Raw genomic sequence first — 17264 nt, 5'->3', positions numbered from 1 at the left:
ATTAACAAGTTGGGATTTAGAAGACATGACAATTGGCGATTGTTTTGATTACATTGCTGAATTCGCTGAGATGGAAAATCCAGATAAAGAAAAAATAAGAAAAGCAAATCAAAAAGACTTTGATTCATTCTAAGAAAGGGGTGAGATGATGGCAGGAGGGAAAATCAAAGGGATTACGATTGAAATCGGTGGGAACACTCAACCATTACAAAATGCCTTAAAAGATGTGAATAAACAAAGTGATTCTTTGGCTAAAGAATTAAAAGATGTTGAACGTTTATTAAAGTTTAATCCTGGTAACGTTGAGGCACTTGCTCAAAAACAACAGTTGCTTACACAACAAATTGAAAACACTACACAAAAGCTCGATAAATTAAAAGCAGCGGAGCAACAGGTTCAACAGCAATTTCAAAACGGAAAAATTTCAGAAGAACAGTACCGCTCATTTAGGCGTGAAATTGAATTTACACAAGGGTCACTTGATGGTCTGAAGAACAAGCTTGGTAATATGAAAGCCGAACAGGAGAATGTAGCGAGTTCAACACGACAACTAGAAACTTTATTTAGTGCTACAGGAAAAAGCGTTGATGATTTTGCAGGAGCATTAGGTAATCGTCTTGTAAATGCAATTAAAAGCGGATCAGCTACAAGTCGACAGTTAGAACAAGCAATTGGTCTTATTGGTCGTGAAGCATTAGGAACAGAAGCCGATATTGAAAAGTTACAACGTGCGCTTCGTTCTGTGGATGCTGGAAACTCAATACAACAAGTACGAAATGAATTAAGAGATTTACAACAAGAAGCTGGTAGAACAGAGAAGAAGTTTGAAGGTCTAAAGGTAGGATTAGAAAACGTCATAGGTGGTATGGCTGCCGGTGGTGGTATTGCAACTGCGATTGAAAAAGCAATGGATATGTCAAAGTTGAAAACTAAGATTGATATAACATTCGATGTTCCAGAGTCCTCTAAAAAATCAGTGGAAGAAGCAATAAGAGGCGTAACCGCTTATGGGGTGGATGCTGAAGAATCGCTTGCTGGTGTACGTAGACAATGGGCTTTAAATAAAAATATAAGCGACGAAGCGAATGCAGCAATTGCCAAAGGAGCAGCTGTTATATCTCAAGCTTATGAGGGTATAGACTACACAGAGTTAATTCAAGAAACATACGAAATAGGAAACGAATTAGGGATAACTCAAGAAAGTGCTCTTGGTATGGTTGATGCGTTGCTAAAAATGGGGTTTCCACCAGAGCAACTAGATATCATTGCCGAATACGGAAGTCAGCTGACTCGTGCAGGTTTTAAAGCTGAAGAAGTCCAAGCGATTATGGAAGCAGGCGTTGAAACGGGTAGTTGGAATATTGATAATCTCTTAGATGGATTGAAAGAAGGACGAGTAAAATTAACTGAATTTGCACAAGGAGCGGATAAAGCCTTAAAAGAATCGCTTAGCGGATCTGGTATTGCTACAGAACAAATAGAAAAGTGGGGCGCGGCTGTCGCTAAAGGTGGAAGTGACGGTTCTAAAGCTATGGTAGAAGTAGCTAAAGCGATTGAAGGGATAGAAGACCCGGTAAAAAGAAATCAAGTTGGGGTTAAAGTTCTAGCCACAATGTTTGAAGATCAAGGGCAAAATTTAACCAATACTTTAATAAGCGCTTCGGAAAAAACTGTAGACTTCCAAAAGAATCAGGATAACTTAAATGAATCCATAAAAAAAATGGATGCAAACCCAGCTATCAAGTTTCAAAAAGCAATGCAGGATTTACAAGTTGCGCTTAAGCCAGTTCTTAGTGTTATAGCGGATGTTATTTCCAAAGTGGCCGAATGGATTTCAAATAATCCAAAATTAACCGCTACATTGGTAGCTATCGCAACAGCTATTGGCATTATTTCAGGTGCTATTTTAGCACTCGCTCCAATAGTTTCAGTGATAATGAGTATAGTAGGGGCTGTGGAAACAGCATTAGGAGTTGGAACACTTGTTGCAGCTGGAATTGTCGCCATAGTTCCTATTATTATTGCGGCCGTAATTGCTTTAGGTGTCGTTATTTATAAAAATTGGGATGACATCAAAAAATGGACGATAGAAACATGGAATTCTATTAAGGAATATTTAATAGAACTTTGGGATGGTATAACCCAATCCTGTAGTGAAGCCTGGTCTTCATTTTTAGAAACGATGCATTCATTTTTTGATCCCATTGGTCAGTTTTTTAGCGATTTGTGGACGGGTATAGGTGAAATATGTAGTAGTACTTGGAATTCTATTGTTGAATTCTTTTCTGGGGCTTGGGCCTCGTTCAATGAAATGATGCATAGTTTCTTTGATCCGATAGGTGAATTTTTTAGTAGTTTATGGTCTGGAATTGTTGAAACAGCATTCTCTTGGTGGTCTTCTTTAGTTACAACAGCTTCAGAACTGTGGGGGACACTAGTACAGGCTTGGCAGGAAACCTGGAATACAATTCTTACTGTATTAGATCCAATTATTTCGGCGGTTTCTACCGTTTTAGAAGCGGGTTGGCTACTTATTCAAGCTGGAGCGCAAATTGCCTGGGCAGCCATTTCTCAATTTATTATTCAACCGATTCAAGAAGCTTACGACTGGGTAAGTACAAAAATCGGTGAAATGGTCACTTGGCTTGGTACACAATGGGAAATTGCAAAAGCTGTGGCACAAGTTGCGTGGGGATTATTTAAACAATATATTATTCAACCAGTCCAGGAGATTTGGATCTTGGTGAAAGAAAAGTTCAGCGATTTAGTTTCTTGGTTAAGTTCACAATGGGAGCTGGCTAAGTCTTATACGTTGGCAGGATGGAACCTGGTAAAACAGTATGTTATCCAGCCAGTGCAAGAATTGTGGAATACAACGAAAGAAAAACTTGGAGATTTAGCAAACTGGATATTAGGAAATTGGGAAAAAATAAAATCCTATACACTTTCAGCTTGGAATTTAGTGAAGCAATATGTAGTTCAACCAGCTACAGAGGCTTATAATTCAGCTAAAGAAAAGTTTGAGAGTTTGTATAATTCTGCGCGTGAGAAATTTGATGCTGTAAAGAATGCTGCACAAGAAAAATTTGAAGCAGCGAAAAGATTTATTATGGACCCAATAAGAGATGCGGTTGACGGGGTAAAGGGATTCATCGATAAAATCAAGGGATTCTTTGAAGGTTTAAAGTTGAAAATCCCAAAACCTGAAATGCCACCTCTTCCACATTTCAGCTTGGAAACAAGCACGAAAAACGTTTTAGGTAAAGATGTTACTTATCCTTCTGGAATCAATATTGATTGGCGTGCAAAAGGTGGTATTTTCACTAAACCAACTATCTTTGGAATGAATGGTGGAAACTTGCAAGGTGCTGGAGAAGCGGGACGAGAAGCAGTGCTTCCGCTGAATAAAAAGACGCTTGGAGATATTGGTGCAGGAATTGCTGCCACTATGGTTGGCACGACTGGAACTATGAATCAATTAATGGGCGATATGAGTCGTATGATGGCTAATTCTATGAGTCAGTTATCAGGTTTAAAGAGCGTTATGAGTGGTGTATATGGAAGTATGTCAAACAGTAGGCAAGCAATGACAGCTAGTGGTGCAAATCAAGTGTTTAATTATTCGTCAGGATCATCTGGCGGTAATGGAGTAATCCCAATGCTTGGAGGAGATTTAGTGGTTGAAGTACCTGTTAGTTTAGAAGGACGAGACGTGGCACGTGGTACTTATAGATATACAACTGAATATCAAGAAAGAGAAGCACAGAGAGATTCAGACTTTTAAGTTTGAGTCTCTTTTATTTTCAAACGAAATGAGGTGTCAACGTGAGCTCTTTTATATTTAACAAAATACGTAAAGATTATATTCAAATAGAAAAGGGATGGAGTCCACCAACATGGGCACCTTTAAAGCGTAATTTTTTAAAAGTACCTGGATATCCAGGTGCAAGATTATTAGGTACAGAAACGGACCCTCGTCCACTTCCTGTACCTGTAGGAATTATTGTTCCAGATGAAACGAATTTAGAAACGTTAAAGGAAGAAATATCAGCTTGGTTAATTACAGAAGAAGCGGTCGAGCTAGTTTTTGATGCAACTCCTGATAGAACATATATAGCTGTTATTGATGAAGATTTTAATCTTGATGATTTCGTTACATTAGGCAAAAGTACTTTGAAGTTTACTTGTCCTATGCCTTATAAATTAGGACCTACTCGAACGGTAGAATTTGAAATGGATGGACGCGGATTAATAGCAAATGTTCAAAACAAAGGAAGTGTGGAATCCAATCCGATTATAGAAGTTGAAGTAACGAAGCCTTCCACATTTCTTGATGTATGGAATGGAACGAATTATTTTCGCATTGGATATCCGCTTAAAGCTGATCAAATTCCTGTTGAAAGGAATCAGCGTGTATTGTGGGATGAAATGTCCACCACTGTAGGATGGACGAATGTAGCTAAAACAGAAGATATGAAAGGTGGAGGAAAGTTTAAAACAGACGGATATCGTTTTATGGCTGAATATCTGGGCGAACCTACAGTAAAAGGGTGGCATGGTTGTATAGCCAAAAAAAACATTCCACAAGGACCATTACAGGATTTCATCATGCAAGCTTATGTACAAATTAATAGTCATCATTGGGATCAAATGGGACGTGTGGAAATAGGTCTTCTCGATGAAAATAGTGATTATGTAGCTCGTATATCGATGAGTGATGTTCAATGGGAAGCCGAGCAGAATAGTGGATTTGCTAGTGTTGGGAATAGTAAAAAACCGGGTGGGCAAGTCTTTATCAACGAGCATGGAGATCATCCAGATACTTGGACTAACTTCAGAGGTCGCTTATGGCTTGCAAGAACAGGGAACAGATGGGAAGCATATATTTCTAAATTTATTTTAGGTACGGAGACTGATGACTCAGAGCGCTTTGTAGTGTGGATAGACGAAAATAACGTCAACATGAATAAAGTCACTCAAGTACAAATCAGTATTTCTCAGTTCTCTAACAACATGTTTTGTTCGCAAATGAGTATTGATGATTTGAAAATATGGAAAGTCAATATGAATACACAAGATAACCCACCGTATATTTTCGATGTTGGAGATAAAGTATCCATTGATACAGAGAGAAGCCTTGTAACGATAAATGGTAAGAGTGCTATTAATCTAAAAGATATATTTAGTGATTATCCGGTTGTTAATAAAGGTTCAAACACACTAGAGGTTATGCCTTCAAACGTAGGAAAAGCAAAGGTAATATACAGGGAGAGATTTAGATGAGAACACCTAGCGGAACACTTCATGTTGTCGATTTTCAAACAGAACAAATCGTTTCTACTATCCAATCTAAAGATTATTGGGATGATAAACGGCATTGGGAAATCAAGAACAATATTGATAAGTTTGATTTTACAACGGCTGATGGTACAGAACAAGCAGCTACACTCATGCAACAAAACTTAGTGTTAAAAGAGGTGCGTAGCGGTGTTATTGTACCGTATGTAATTACTGAAGCTGAAAAACTTTCTAATGATAGATCCGTAATTACTTATGCATCTGGTGAATGGATTTTATTAGCAAAAGCAGGTGTTATCAATCCTCAACGAATTGAAGGGAAAACGGTCAATGAGTTTATTGACATAGCTTTAACAGGGACAAAGTGGAAACGAGGTCGTACAGAATACTCTGGTTTTCATACAATGACTATCAATGAACCTATCGACCCGCTTAAATTTTTAAAGGATATCGCTTCTCTTTTTGATTTGGAAATTGTGTATCGTGCTGAAGTTGTTGGTAATCAATTCGTTGGTCGTTATGTGGATATGGTTAAGAAGCGTGGTCGAGAAATAGGCAAAGAAGTAACTCTTGGTAAAGATTTAATGGGAATCAAACGTATTGAAAACTCTCAAAATATCTGTACAGCGCTTATGGGGTTCGTTAAAGGTGAAGGAGATAAGATAATTACAGTTGAGAGTATTAATAACGGTTTGCCGTACATCGTAGATAGCGATGCGTTCCAGCGCTGGAATGAAAAAGGGCAACATAAATTCGGCTTTTATACGCCAGAAACAGAACAAGATATTACTCCAGAACGTTTAATGACTCTTATGAAAACAGAGATAAAAAAACGTGTTAATACATCTGTTTCTTATGAAGTTCAAGCGCAAAGTATCGGGCGAGTTTTTGGATTAGCGCATGAGCTAATTAATGAGGGTGACACAATCCGAATTAAAGATACAGGTTTTACACCTAAACTGTATCTAGAAGCTCGTGTTATTGCTGGTGACGAATCATTTACTGATCCTACACAAGATAAATATGTGTTTGGTGATTATCGTGAAATCATTGATCCAAACGAGGAATTACGTAAGCTCTACAATAAAGTCCTGGCTTCTCTTGGAAATAAACAAGAAATTCTAGATCAGCTAGATGAGTTGGTTAAAGAGACTGCTGAAACAGCTAACAATGCTCAAAAAGAATCTGAAGCCGCGAAGAAACTTGCTGAAAAAGTTCAGGAAAATCTAAAAAATAATACGGTTAATATTATCGAATCTAAAAATCCACCGACTGATAATCTTATAGTGGGTAAGACATTATGGCGTGATATTAGTAATGGTAAGCCGGGTGTATTGAAAGTATGGAATGGTAAGGGATGGGAATTACTTATCCCTGATCCAGAAACTATCAAGAAAGAAACCCTTGAACAAGTTAATAAAGATATTGCAGCTACAAAAAAAGAATTAAATAAAAAAGTAGAAGATGCACAAAACGAAACTTCTGGACAATTCAAGGAAGTGAAAGAAAATCTTCAAGAGGTTTCTCTAACAATTAAAAATGTACAAAACTCTCAAGGTGAAATTAATAAAACTGTCTCTGAAATGAAACAAACCAACGAAGGTTTTACTAAATCTATTGAATCGTTAACAAAAAAAGACGGTGAAATTACTGAAAAATTAAATACAGTAGTAGAGACTTCCGAAGGCACAAAAAAGATAATCTCTGAGGTACAGCAAACAACAAATGATCTAAAGAAAACCACAACTGAAAGTACAGAAAAAGCTGGGAAGATCAGTGAGAAATTAGAGAGCGTAGAAAAGAAGGTTGATAACGATAAAGCAGGAGGGCGTAACCTTCTATTAGATTCAAATATTGAATATGAAAAAACGGATTATTTAATCAATCAATATACTCTATCTGAAAGCTTTTCTGCAGGTGAGGAATATACTTTTGTAATTAAAGGTAGTGTTCCACAGGGACAGAAATTTGGCATTTGGCAGAATGGTGGTTCGAATAATGTCGGGTATGCAACAAGTGTTTATGCTAGTGGGATTACTTATGTGACATTTAAAGCTGTTGCAACGACGGTAGGTAACGAGAAGAAATTGTCTTTATACAATGCCCCTCAAAACACAACGAAAGCGATAGTTGAATGGGTTGCTTTATATAAAGGGAATAAACCGCAAGACTGGACGCCAGCACCGGAAAATCAAGTAACAAATGATGAATTCACTAAGAAAACAACTGAGATTACAAAAAGTGTGGACGGTATTAAAGAAAGTATTAAAACAGTTGAACAAACACAAGGAAAATTTAGTGAACGTGTTAACACTGTAGAAAAGAATGCAGAAGGAACAACTGCAAGTGTTAAGAAATTACAGGAAACACAAACTGAGCAAGGAAAGACGCTTAGCGAGGCTACTACAACAATAGGTCAACATAGCGAAGCATTGAAGTTAACAATGAAAAAGAAAGATGTTGAGGATTATGTAGGTGGTTTAGGTACTGTCAATGAGTTGCGTGATACTGATTTTAAGTTAGGACAGAAATACTGGATTTGGAATAATGGTAATGGGGCTGTTGGTTCTGTTGATACAAATTTAAAATACAAAGGTATGAATACATTCTCAATTACCGTTACTGGACAGACTCAAGATCGTTGGTGGGGTCTAACAAGTCAATTCATTGAGTGTCAAGTTAACGAGGAACTTGTTGCATCAGGTTATTTCAATACTGACGGGAAAACACCTATTGATAGTGGCGGTGCATTTATTGAAATTGAATGGTGGACTGCTGACAAAAAAACTCGTGTTAAAACAGCTAGAACTAATGTCAAGGTTGTAAATAATACGTGGGTTCGTGCTGTATGTACAGACCAAGCACCTGCTAATGCATCGTTTGTGAGATGGCGTTATTATGTTACAAGAAATGGGCGTTTGTGGTGTGCCGCACCTATGTTGCAACGTGGCACTATAGCAAGTGAATTTTGGTTACATCCGAAAGATCAAACTGATGTTGACAAGATGTTGGAAGATATAGCTGATAGAGTAGCAACTGAGGATTACAATAAAAAAGTAACGGACATTGAGAGGGAAATAAAAGCTACAGCAGACGGCATTGAAATAACCTCGAATAAACAAGAAAAATTTATTAATGAGACTTATGCTGCTTATGTAAAAGAAACGGGATCAAAACTTGAAGTTCTGGATGAAGGTATTCTATCAGAAGTAAAAAAAGGAAATATTATCTCAGTAATCAATCAAACAGCAGAGAAAATTACAATTGATGTCGCTAAATTAAATATTACCGCAGATACAATGGTGAAATGGTTAACTGCAAAGGGTATCGATACGAATATCATTAACGTTAATGGTGATAAAATTACCATTGATAAAAATGGTGTAACCGTTAAAATGCTAGACTTCCTATTCCAAGACGAATGGGGAACAAAAACAACTGCGGTATCCAGACGAAACTTAATAGCAGATTCCGATTTTTCTAGTGTTGGAAAGAAAAACATTGGGAATGCAGATTACTATGGGTTTGAAGGTGGATATGGTTTAACTTGGAGGTCGCAGGGCAATGTAGTGATAGAAAAAAATACATCTGTATTTGATTACGAACAAATGGTTAATGCGGCAAGGGTAGATATGTACAACTATCCAGAAGCAGTGGTTAACAATGGGATACATCCAGGAAACGAATATACATTATCTGCACATTTTAGAGCATCTATGATAAATGGTGTACGTAAGACAGCGAAACCACGCTTGCACGTATGTTGTGTGAAGTTTAGGGACAATGTTTCCTATGACATATGGAATGAACAAAAAATGGATTTCCCTGAGCCATCTAAATTCTATGGAGAAATCAGAAGATACTCATTTACATTCAAAGTACCAACAAACTATAAACCACAAGAACATGCATTGATTATTAAAGTCTGCTCTGCAAATGGACAAATAACTGGTGCACAAACAGCGGTTTGTGTTTCAGGTGTAACACTATACAGCGATAAATATGCATCTATGTATAACTGGGATCGTGCAGCAGCAGAAAGAGCCGCTGGTCTTCAGCCGTTTAATGCAATTGCTATAGGTGGTATAAATAACATATTGCAACCAGCAGCAGACGGGCAAACGTTTGATATAAATACAGAAAAAGATGTTAAGTTTTTTAGTAATATACGAGCAGTACAAGGTGTAAATCTCGGTGGGAATGCATATCAAGGTTGGGGGCATATTCGCTTTACGGATGGTAATCTCGGACCAGGTTTTTATGTTAATACCCCGAATGGTTGGAAATTTAACGCACTTGGATAGAAAGGAAGGATTGGACATGGATATTAACTATATGAAGCCTTTTCAGGAAGGTGCAACGCTTCCTTATATGGGAAGAATAGTAGACATAAAGCGAACTGAAACAGGCGTTTTTATACAAGTACCTGTTGATATGTTAGATAATGCAGGGATTGCCAATGATACTAGTAAAGTCGAGGTCTGGAGGGAAATGAATGACGGAGGAACTGTTTGTTTTAGAGTTTTAACAAAATGTGAGTTATGCGGTCGTGGATCCAGACTGTATGAATTAGATTTAGGAGTTGCTAAAAGAAACATTTGTGCAGATGATTATTTCAAACTTACAGGAAAAAATCCACCGCAAGAACCACTAGCAATCGAAAATACAACGCGAATAGAGCAGCGATAGCTGGTCTTTTTTCTTTTGAACAAAATACGGCTTTTAGAGATAAGTGTGCGATAACATGCTTTTTTATTTTTAGAAAAAGGCGAAAAAGTTTATGTTCGGGGTTTTATGATGACATGATAGGAACATGTACTGAGTATAAAGAAAAGGCGACTGTAAGTGTAATGTATATGGGCTCTAAATATTAACGAGCGGATTTGATGCAGGGTAAGTTATCTTTGTAAAAGAACTAAGGATTAAGATTAATAAAAAGTGATTTAAAAAACGTTACTCTTGATGTCGATTAAATCACTAAGTTAAATTAATCCTGTGAATCTGCGTTGTCATGATTCGCTGAATTCGAATCGTGATTATTACCTTCCGAATGATCCTGAGCGCTTTTCATAGATGCTGTAATAAAGGCTGTTGTCGTCACAGCATTCATCCAGCTTGCTTCAGCATCATTAGCATTGGTTCCTGGATCGTTCTGATTACCAATTTCTTGTGTTGAGGAATGATTTTTTAATTCTTTTTCAATAGATTTTTTATGTTTTTTCTTCCTACCAAAAATCTTCATGAATACTTGTAATATAAAGCATACAATGAAGACTATTAGAAGAAAGAAAAAGAAAATTAAAGATAAATCAATGATCTCTTCCATATGCATACCTGCTTTCTACTTTAAGTGACAATAAATATCCTTAATTGAATGAGCATTCTATATTTTTTAAATCAGTGTACCAATTAGCGAGATATATGTACTACTAAACGATAACAAAAAACGCAGTACTATAAAACATTAAGAGCAAAATAAACAATAGTAAAATCATGCTGAATAAAATATGGCATTTATTCCAAAGAGGGACGAGCAATCGTCTCTCTCTTTTTATTTTGAAAGGAGCTGAACCAATGCAAGAAATTCAAGATTTAAAGCAAGAAATCCAACAGATAAAGTTAGATCAAAAAGATATGCAACGAGATATCCGAAACATAGAAACACGTACCACTGTCAATGAAAAGGACATTGTGAATATAAACAAACAGCTTGAGAAGATTAGCGCCAATACTACCTGGATTCTCCGTATCATTATTGGTGCAATCGTAACAGCGCTTATCGGTTTATTGTTGAAGGGAGGTGGTATGTAATGATTGAGATTACTGTAATGATTGGAATTGTAGTTGGTCTTTCACAGATTGCAAAAACAATTGGATTACAAACAAAATATGCTCCGTTATTGAATTTAACGCTTGGCATTGTGCTAGGCGTTTTATTTTTGGCCGGAGATATCAAAGCAAATGTATTTCAAGGAATCATCATTGGACTATCAGCAAGTGGATTATTTGATCACACAAAAATTATGAAAAAGGATGTTGATGCTAAATGAAAAAGACAATGAAACATGTTACCTCATTTCTTATGATTCTAGCACTTGCTGGTTCTTTTGCAACAAGTGCTTTTGCCGATAGAACGCTTATTATTCCTGATTTACCAAAACAACCATACCGTTATGGTGTAGGTGCTTATGAGGGCGTTGTGGCGCATAGTACAGCAACTCCAGAAGCTCCGGCTATTAACATTCAAAAATATGAGTCTCGTACATGGAGAAATGCATTTGTTCACTATGCAGTCGATTGGGACGAAACAATCCAAATTGCTGATACAAAATACATTGCTTATGGTGGCGGTCCTGCTGCTAATAAACGATTTGTACATGTAGAATTATGCGAAACAGCGGACTATACAAAATTTAAACGCAGCTATGGCAAATACGTTAAGTTACTAGCTAAAATCTTACGTGACCGTGGGTTATCTGTAGAAAAAGGATTGTGGACACATAGCGATGTAACTCATTATCTTGGCGGTACGGATCATGAAGATCCAATTGATTACTTAAAGTCTCATGGCGTTTCAGAAGCTCAATTTAGAGCAGATGTACAACGAGCATACAATAATTCTAGTGTAGATGTTTCTGTTCCTGAGAAGCTATCTAAACCATCGGAAGTACCAACAGCAGTAACAGACGGTATCGCCTATATTGAAGGTTACAACGTTAACTTACGTAAAGGACCAGGTACAAGCTATTCTAAAATTCGTCAACTAAACAAACCAGAATCTTATATTGTGTGGGCGGAAAAGGATGGTTGGTTAAATCTTGGTGGAAATCAGTGGATTAAGAACGATCCATCTTATGTGAAGTTTAATAAGAAAAGTACAGTAGATTCTTCTATTGTTGGAAAGCGTGTTGTTTCTAAAGTTAATAATCTACGTTTCTATGATGCTCCATCTTGGCAGGATAAAGATGTTGCTGGTTCTGTTGATGCAGGATTAGGGTTCGTAATTGATGCAAAAGTAACTGTCAATGGATCGTCACAATATAAAGTGCACAATAGTAAAGGAATCACATACTATATCACAGCAAGTGAAGCCTATGTGTATGTGAAATGAAAAAAAACAAGGTCTCCAATGAGGGCCTTGTTTTTTGTTATCTATCAATTATTTTCTTTTAACGTTTATGTATATTGCTTCATAACCGTTTGATGCAGGGTTTGTGCCTAGCTCCATTTTGTAGTTACCCTTATCTAAGTAAGTATGATAATCCCGCTCGCCCGAGTTTTTGAAAGGTAATGCTACAATATCGTCAATTTCTTTATCTAGATTTAAATCTTGATTTATTAAAGTAATCCAATTTTTTGCTAACTCTACAGTGGCTTTATCAATTATAAATATAATTTTGAAATGATTTTCATTCTCACCTGTTACAAATAGTTGCCCATGTCCATAATCATAAATCTTTCCTAAATTAGGGTTAGAGGTAAGTAATTCTACCCTTTCACCATCACCCATCTTACCGCCGCTGATATATACGCTTTCGTATTTAAAATCCTCATTATAATCCTTGTTTATTTTATTAATTAGATTTTGAGCTTCATTAGATACAGAATTTTTTAGCAACGGTGAACTAATTAACCAGTTACTACTGTCGTAATGAAAATCGTTTGTAATCATAGAGCTAGGGAGATCAAACGGTGGTAATTCAGGTTTTGCTTCTACCATATTAATTGTATTATATAGAAACATTGCATATTGTTCACGAGTTACAATTTTTTTGGGTTCAAACATATTATTTCCTGTTCCAACAACAATTTTATTGTCTTGTAATGCACTGATTGCGTCAGTAGCCCAATAATTTTTTTCAACATCTTTAAATGTAGTTATAGATGTTGTTCTTAATTTGAAGGCCTTTTTTAATACAGAAGCCAACTGTTCACGAGTTAAAGTATCATCCGGGCCAAATTTACCATTACCATATCCATTCATAATTCCAGCTTTTACAATCGCTAAAATTTCTTTTTCAAACATAGTATCTTTTACATCATTGAATGGATTTTTGAAAGGAGGGGCAGTAGGATCCGTCACTGGTTCTATATAAACATATAACAATCTAGCAACTTGACCGCGTGTGATGGGATCACCAAAACCAAATATACCATTTCCATAACCAACAAAAATCTGTTTCTCTTTTAAATCCATAATTGCTTTATAAGACCAGTGATCTGAAGGAACATCGCGAAATCCAGTCTCAGCTTGTGCATTTGTTAAAGAGGTAAATGTTGATGTAGCAAGAACAGCGCCTGCTAAAATAATTTGTTTGAATTTCATTAGTAATCTCCTTTTAATTAATTTTTTGCAAATTAATTTATTTATTAATAAAAATATAACAATTAATATTATATTTAAGTTTACAAATTAAATCAATATTTAGTGATAATTGGATATTGAGATAGATGACAAATAAATTTCGATAGCTATCCATAACAGCCAGCAAAAAAATACTATGTAACAACAAATGAAGCCTATGTGTATGTGAATTGATTTTCAACAAAAGAATAGTTTTATGAATAAAAATGTTATCTGATACTATAAGTAGGTATTTATATATTGATTTTCATCTTTATAGATGTTAATGTAAAGGTACCGTTTCTTATTTATCTATGAACCAGTATCTGTAGAACGAATAGATTAATTTGAAAAAATCCCCTTCCGCACTCAGATGCAGAAGGGGATTTTTATTTTTATGAGATTTAAAATTTACTTTTAGATAATGCTTTAAGTACGGGTTTTACAATTAAACCTATTAAACGAAATCCTTTGAATATAGAGCGTACAACCTTCATAATATACCCTCCCCAAAAATGGTAATTCTATTTATTCATTTTATTTAAAGCTTTATCCATTTGGCGTTCATTTGCTTGTGTAGCACTACTTGTCGCATTTTCTACACCGCGGTAGTTGTATTTAGAGTTTTGCCAAAAATCGAAAGCGAAATCTTTTAATGGCTTTTCTAATGCGTTTTTATCGACTACTTGTGACTTGAAAAGATTAGTTAACATATATTCATGATTAGATACATCTTTAATGTAATTTTTATCTTTATATTCTTTAATAATTTCAGTACCAAAAGTGTTTACTTCATCATTAGATGGTTTGTAGCTATTAGCGTACTTACTCACTTCATCAAATTTTTCGGTTGTAGATTTATCACTTGACGCTACTTCTTTAATTTTACTTTCCCAAGTTGTTTCTACTTTAACTGTCTCTTTTGCGACTGTGTCTTCTTGTTTAGGTTGTTCTTTCTTTTGCAATAATCCAAAGTCTAAAATAACATCTACATTGCTATCGCTAAACAATATGTAAACATAACCATCTTCTTCTACACCATCTGATGCAGGATATTTATATTCAACAAGTGATGGATTGTATTGATTAACGTTTTCTTCTCCTTTTCCGCCTACAATTTTCTCGACCTCTTCCATACTCATTCCTTTTTTAATCTGTTTAAATTCTTCTTTGGAAATTTTTCCATCACCTGTGCTGCATGCTGAAAGCACAGATACTATAACGAGTAGTAATGCTATGAATAATTTTTTCAATGTTAAACCTCCTAGTTGATATTAATAACTGTATCATTATATCAAATTTTAAGGATTTTTGTATTATGCCTATTATTTAAATAAAAAAGAGCTAAATGGAAATCCAACTCTTTTCTTAACCACTGGCCACCAAATTGACCACACACTTAAAATAAATTAAATGTATTCAATGTATCAAGAAAAACGTTACATTGAATGATGTGATATAACTTTATACAGCTCATGTAAAGATGAATTTTAGCTTAAATAAAAACAGCCACAAAATAATCAAGTAGTGATATCACAAAAAACTTTATCAGATAAACGTTTTTTTGTGATGCATGAAATGTAATGAAACGAAGGTATATTTTCCGCACAAAAGTACGATGTTTTTTTAGGTATAGCAAATAGAAGAAATATAAAAAAGTGCTAACAAGTTTGCAAACGAACTTGCTAACACATTTAAGAAATAGATATAAAATATCGCTGATATGTCGTCTTTAAAAATAGACTTAATCAGTTAAATCACACTTATACGAAATGCTCATAAAAGCAGTCTTAATATCAACAATATAATCATAAAGATATCCCTATACTTTTAGGGCGAAAGCGGAGCCAAATACTGATTTCAACTCCTGAATTTGAATCAAATAATAAAAAGCAAAGATTTGTAAAGTTAAAAGTACAACAAGCTGTAAAAGGAATAAAGTGGATTAAACGTTTTAGAAATTTAAAAGATGATTATAGGATAGGGGGAGAAGTTAAATTAGAGAACATTCTCCAATGTCCGAAAGAGTATATTAGAGGAACAAAGATAAGAGTGCTTCTTCCATATAACGAAAATATATATAAAGTTCAAGGAACAAAAATAAAATTTGGTATAAAAGTAAGAGAAAAAGAGGAACTTTTTAATGAATTCCAACGAATATGCCCATATTTCACGTTACTTCCAGAATGTGAAAATGTATTAACTAATAATGAGAATGAGTTATTACCTTTATTTGCCCCAAAGGGATTAGACTCAATTACGTTAGAAGTATGGTCAGATGATATAGTAATAGAGATAGAACAAGCGTTATTAGATAGCAAAATAGTTTTAGCTCAAAACGGAGATTCCTCCTATGTATTAAATGCAGACAATCCGGTGTTGTTAAAAATAGTAAGATATAACATTAGGAAATTGTTACAAAATCCATATAGAATGCAATATAGCCATAAAAACAAAAAGAAACTAGTAGACGATGTCGTAAAAGCTGTACATGCTACGGCAGGTGAGCAAAATGAAATGAAATTAGCATTAATTGCAATAAAAAATTGTGATGGTCGCGAAAAAATTAATCCAAAGCAAATTATTCGGGAAGGATTCGCTCAAACGGAACGTATTTCAGCATTTATTAATTTATTTATCGGACAAAGTGTATCTAAAAAAGAAATTATTAATGCCATTCTTAGTTTGTTAGAACAAAAGGGGTTCTTAAAGTGTAGTTGGAATAAGATAAAATTACCGGGGATAATTGTAAATTTATCAATTGAGAAAATGTCTAAATATGATTTCTTACCTATTTTTTCAAAAATAAATGGGAGAGAAATATTATATAAATTATATGGTCAAGAAGAATGGGGCACAATTGATCATACTTTATTAAATATAGGTAATAATAAAGTGTTTTTACCACAACCATCAAAAAGGAATGATATAGGAGTCAGTTTTAAACAATTTATGTCAGAAACATTAGTTGAAATTTCACAAGATGCACATAAACAAAATAAAGAAGTTTATTTTATTGTAGATGCCAATATGAGGAAATATTGGATAGAGGAATTGCAAAATAAAAGCGTTAATATTGGGGTTTCACCTGAAATAATCTCAAATTTAAAAGAGGATATAAACATAATTAGAATTAATACTAACTCAGATGTACCGAACTATATTGTTAGAGACCAAGAACATGTTATGAATGAAACGAGATTATTTGTAGATCAAATGGGAATTTACTATAGCACGGCTGCATACGAATTAGATTGTAATGAGATAGTACAGCAGTACATACTCGAAGTTATCCCGCTTGGTGTAAAATCTGAAGAGAGAGAAGAAATCGCCAAAATGATACATTACATGTGCTGTAAATCAACCTTGCTCTCAGAACAAAATATTCATAATACGTATGTAATGCATATGGTTAAATTAATTAAAAATTATACTACCGATATTGATTCAAGGGAGTTTAAAGAATTCAATGACGAATTAGATGAAGATGTAATAATTTTAGAAAAAGAAGATACATTGATATTAATATAAATAATAGTGTACAAATCCTGCTAGTAATAATGAGCAGGATTTGTCATTTTTTCATGTAAATAAGGCTATCCTTTGTCATGTATCTTTTCTT

General features: G+C 34.9%; 11 protein-coding genes. 8 read left to right on the top strand and 3 right to left on the bottom strand.

Translation table 11 applies throughout. The features are described 5' to 3' along the window. Positions 1-148 precede the first annotated feature (148 nt). Genes MHH59_RS13430 through MHH59_RS13415 form a run of 4 tightly spaced genes read left to right on the top strand, consistent with a single transcriptional unit; the run spans position 149 to position 9987 of the window. On the top strand, positions 149-3784 hold the full coding sequence (locus MHH59_RS13430; RefSeq protein WP_340851433.1) for a DUF2207 domain-containing protein: 3636 nt from the start codon (positions 149-151) through the stop codon (positions 3782-3784). A 41-nt stretch (positions 3785-3825) separates the two neighbouring features. Then, positions 3826-5283 carry a distal tail protein Dit gene (locus MHH59_RS13425; RefSeq protein ID WP_340851431.1) on the top strand — a complete coding sequence of 486 codons (1458 nt, stop codon included), beginning with the start codon at positions 3826-3828 and terminating at the stop codon, positions 5281-5283. Continuing rightward, entirely contained in the window at positions 5280-9602 is a 4323-nt protein-coding gene (locus tag MHH59_RS13420; RefSeq protein WP_340851428.1) for a phage tail spike protein, read from the top strand. Before MHH59_RS13425 ends, MHH59_RS13420 begins: the two co-directional genes overlap by 4 nt. A gap of 16 nt (positions 9603-9618) precedes the next feature. Next, positions 9619-9987, top strand: a complete 369-nt coding sequence (locus MHH59_RS13415) for a hypothetical protein (RefSeq protein WP_340851427.1) — start codon at positions 9619-9621, stop codon at positions 9985-9987. Positions 9988-10285: 298 nt separating this feature from the next. On the opposite strand, the gene MHH59_RS13410 is transcribed toward MHH59_RS13415, so the two are convergent. After that, positions 10286-10624 carry a hypothetical protein gene (locus MHH59_RS13410; protein WP_340851423.1) on the bottom strand — a complete coding sequence of 113 codons (339 nt, stop codon included), beginning with the start codon at positions 10622-10624 and terminating at the stop codon, positions 10286-10288. A gap of 248 nt (positions 10625-10872) precedes the next feature. Here MHH59_RS13410 and MHH59_RS13405 point away from each other — a divergent pair, with 248 nt between their 5' ends. The 3 genes from MHH59_RS13405 to MHH59_RS13395 are packed head-to-tail and all read left to right on the top strand — an operon-like array spanning position 10873 to position 12409. Further along, complete coding sequence (locus MHH59_RS13405; protein WP_078180707.1) at positions 10873-11109, top strand: hemolysin XhlA family protein; 237 nt, start codon at positions 10873-10875, stop codon at positions 11107-11109. Continuing rightward, the gene (locus tag MHH59_RS13400) at positions 11109-11348 is read left to right on the top strand and encodes a holin (protein ID WP_340851419.1); all 240 of its coding nucleotides are present in this window, start codon (positions 11109-11111) and stop codon (positions 11346-11348) included. Before MHH59_RS13405 ends, MHH59_RS13400 begins: the two co-directional genes overlap by 1 nt. Next, a complete protein-coding gene (locus MHH59_RS13395; protein WP_340851416.1) occupies positions 11345-12409 on the top strand; it encodes an N-acetylmuramoyl-L-alanine amidase in 1065 nt (354 codons plus the stop codon). Before MHH59_RS13400 ends, MHH59_RS13395 begins: the two co-directional genes overlap by 4 nt. A gap of 48 nt (positions 12410-12457) precedes the next feature. Here the strand turns inward: MHH59_RS13395 and MHH59_RS13390 are convergent, their stop codons facing one another. Both MHH59_RS13390 and MHH59_RS13385 read right to left on the bottom strand, forming a co-directional pair. Continuing rightward, positions 12458-13624 (bottom strand): S-layer homology domain-containing protein, encoded by a 1167-nt coding sequence (locus MHH59_RS13390; protein WP_340851413.1) that lies wholly within the window; start codon positions 13622-13624, stop codon positions 12458-12460. A 542-nt stretch (positions 13625-14166) separates the two neighbouring features. Then, positions 14167-14895 carry a hypothetical protein gene (locus MHH59_RS13385; RefSeq protein ID WP_340851410.1) on the bottom strand — a complete coding sequence of 243 codons (729 nt, stop codon included), beginning with the start codon at positions 14893-14895 and terminating at the stop codon, positions 14167-14169. 604 nt (positions 14896-15499) lie between these two features. Here MHH59_RS13385 and MHH59_RS13380 point away from each other — a divergent pair. Then, a complete protein-coding gene (locus MHH59_RS13380) occupies positions 15500-17173 on the top strand; it encodes an RNaseH domain-containing protein (protein WP_340852947.1) in 1674 nt (557 codons plus the stop codon). The last annotated feature ends 91 nt before the right edge of the window (positions 17174-17264 follow it).

This window comes from Bacillus sp. FSL E2-0195 (genome assembly GCF_038003645.1).
In the GTDB taxonomy this organism is placed as follows: Bacteria; Bacillota; Bacilli; order Bacillales; family Bacillaceae_G; genus Bacillus_A; species Bacillus_A mycoides.
This window is presented reverse-complemented; position numbering and strand designations above follow the sequence as displayed.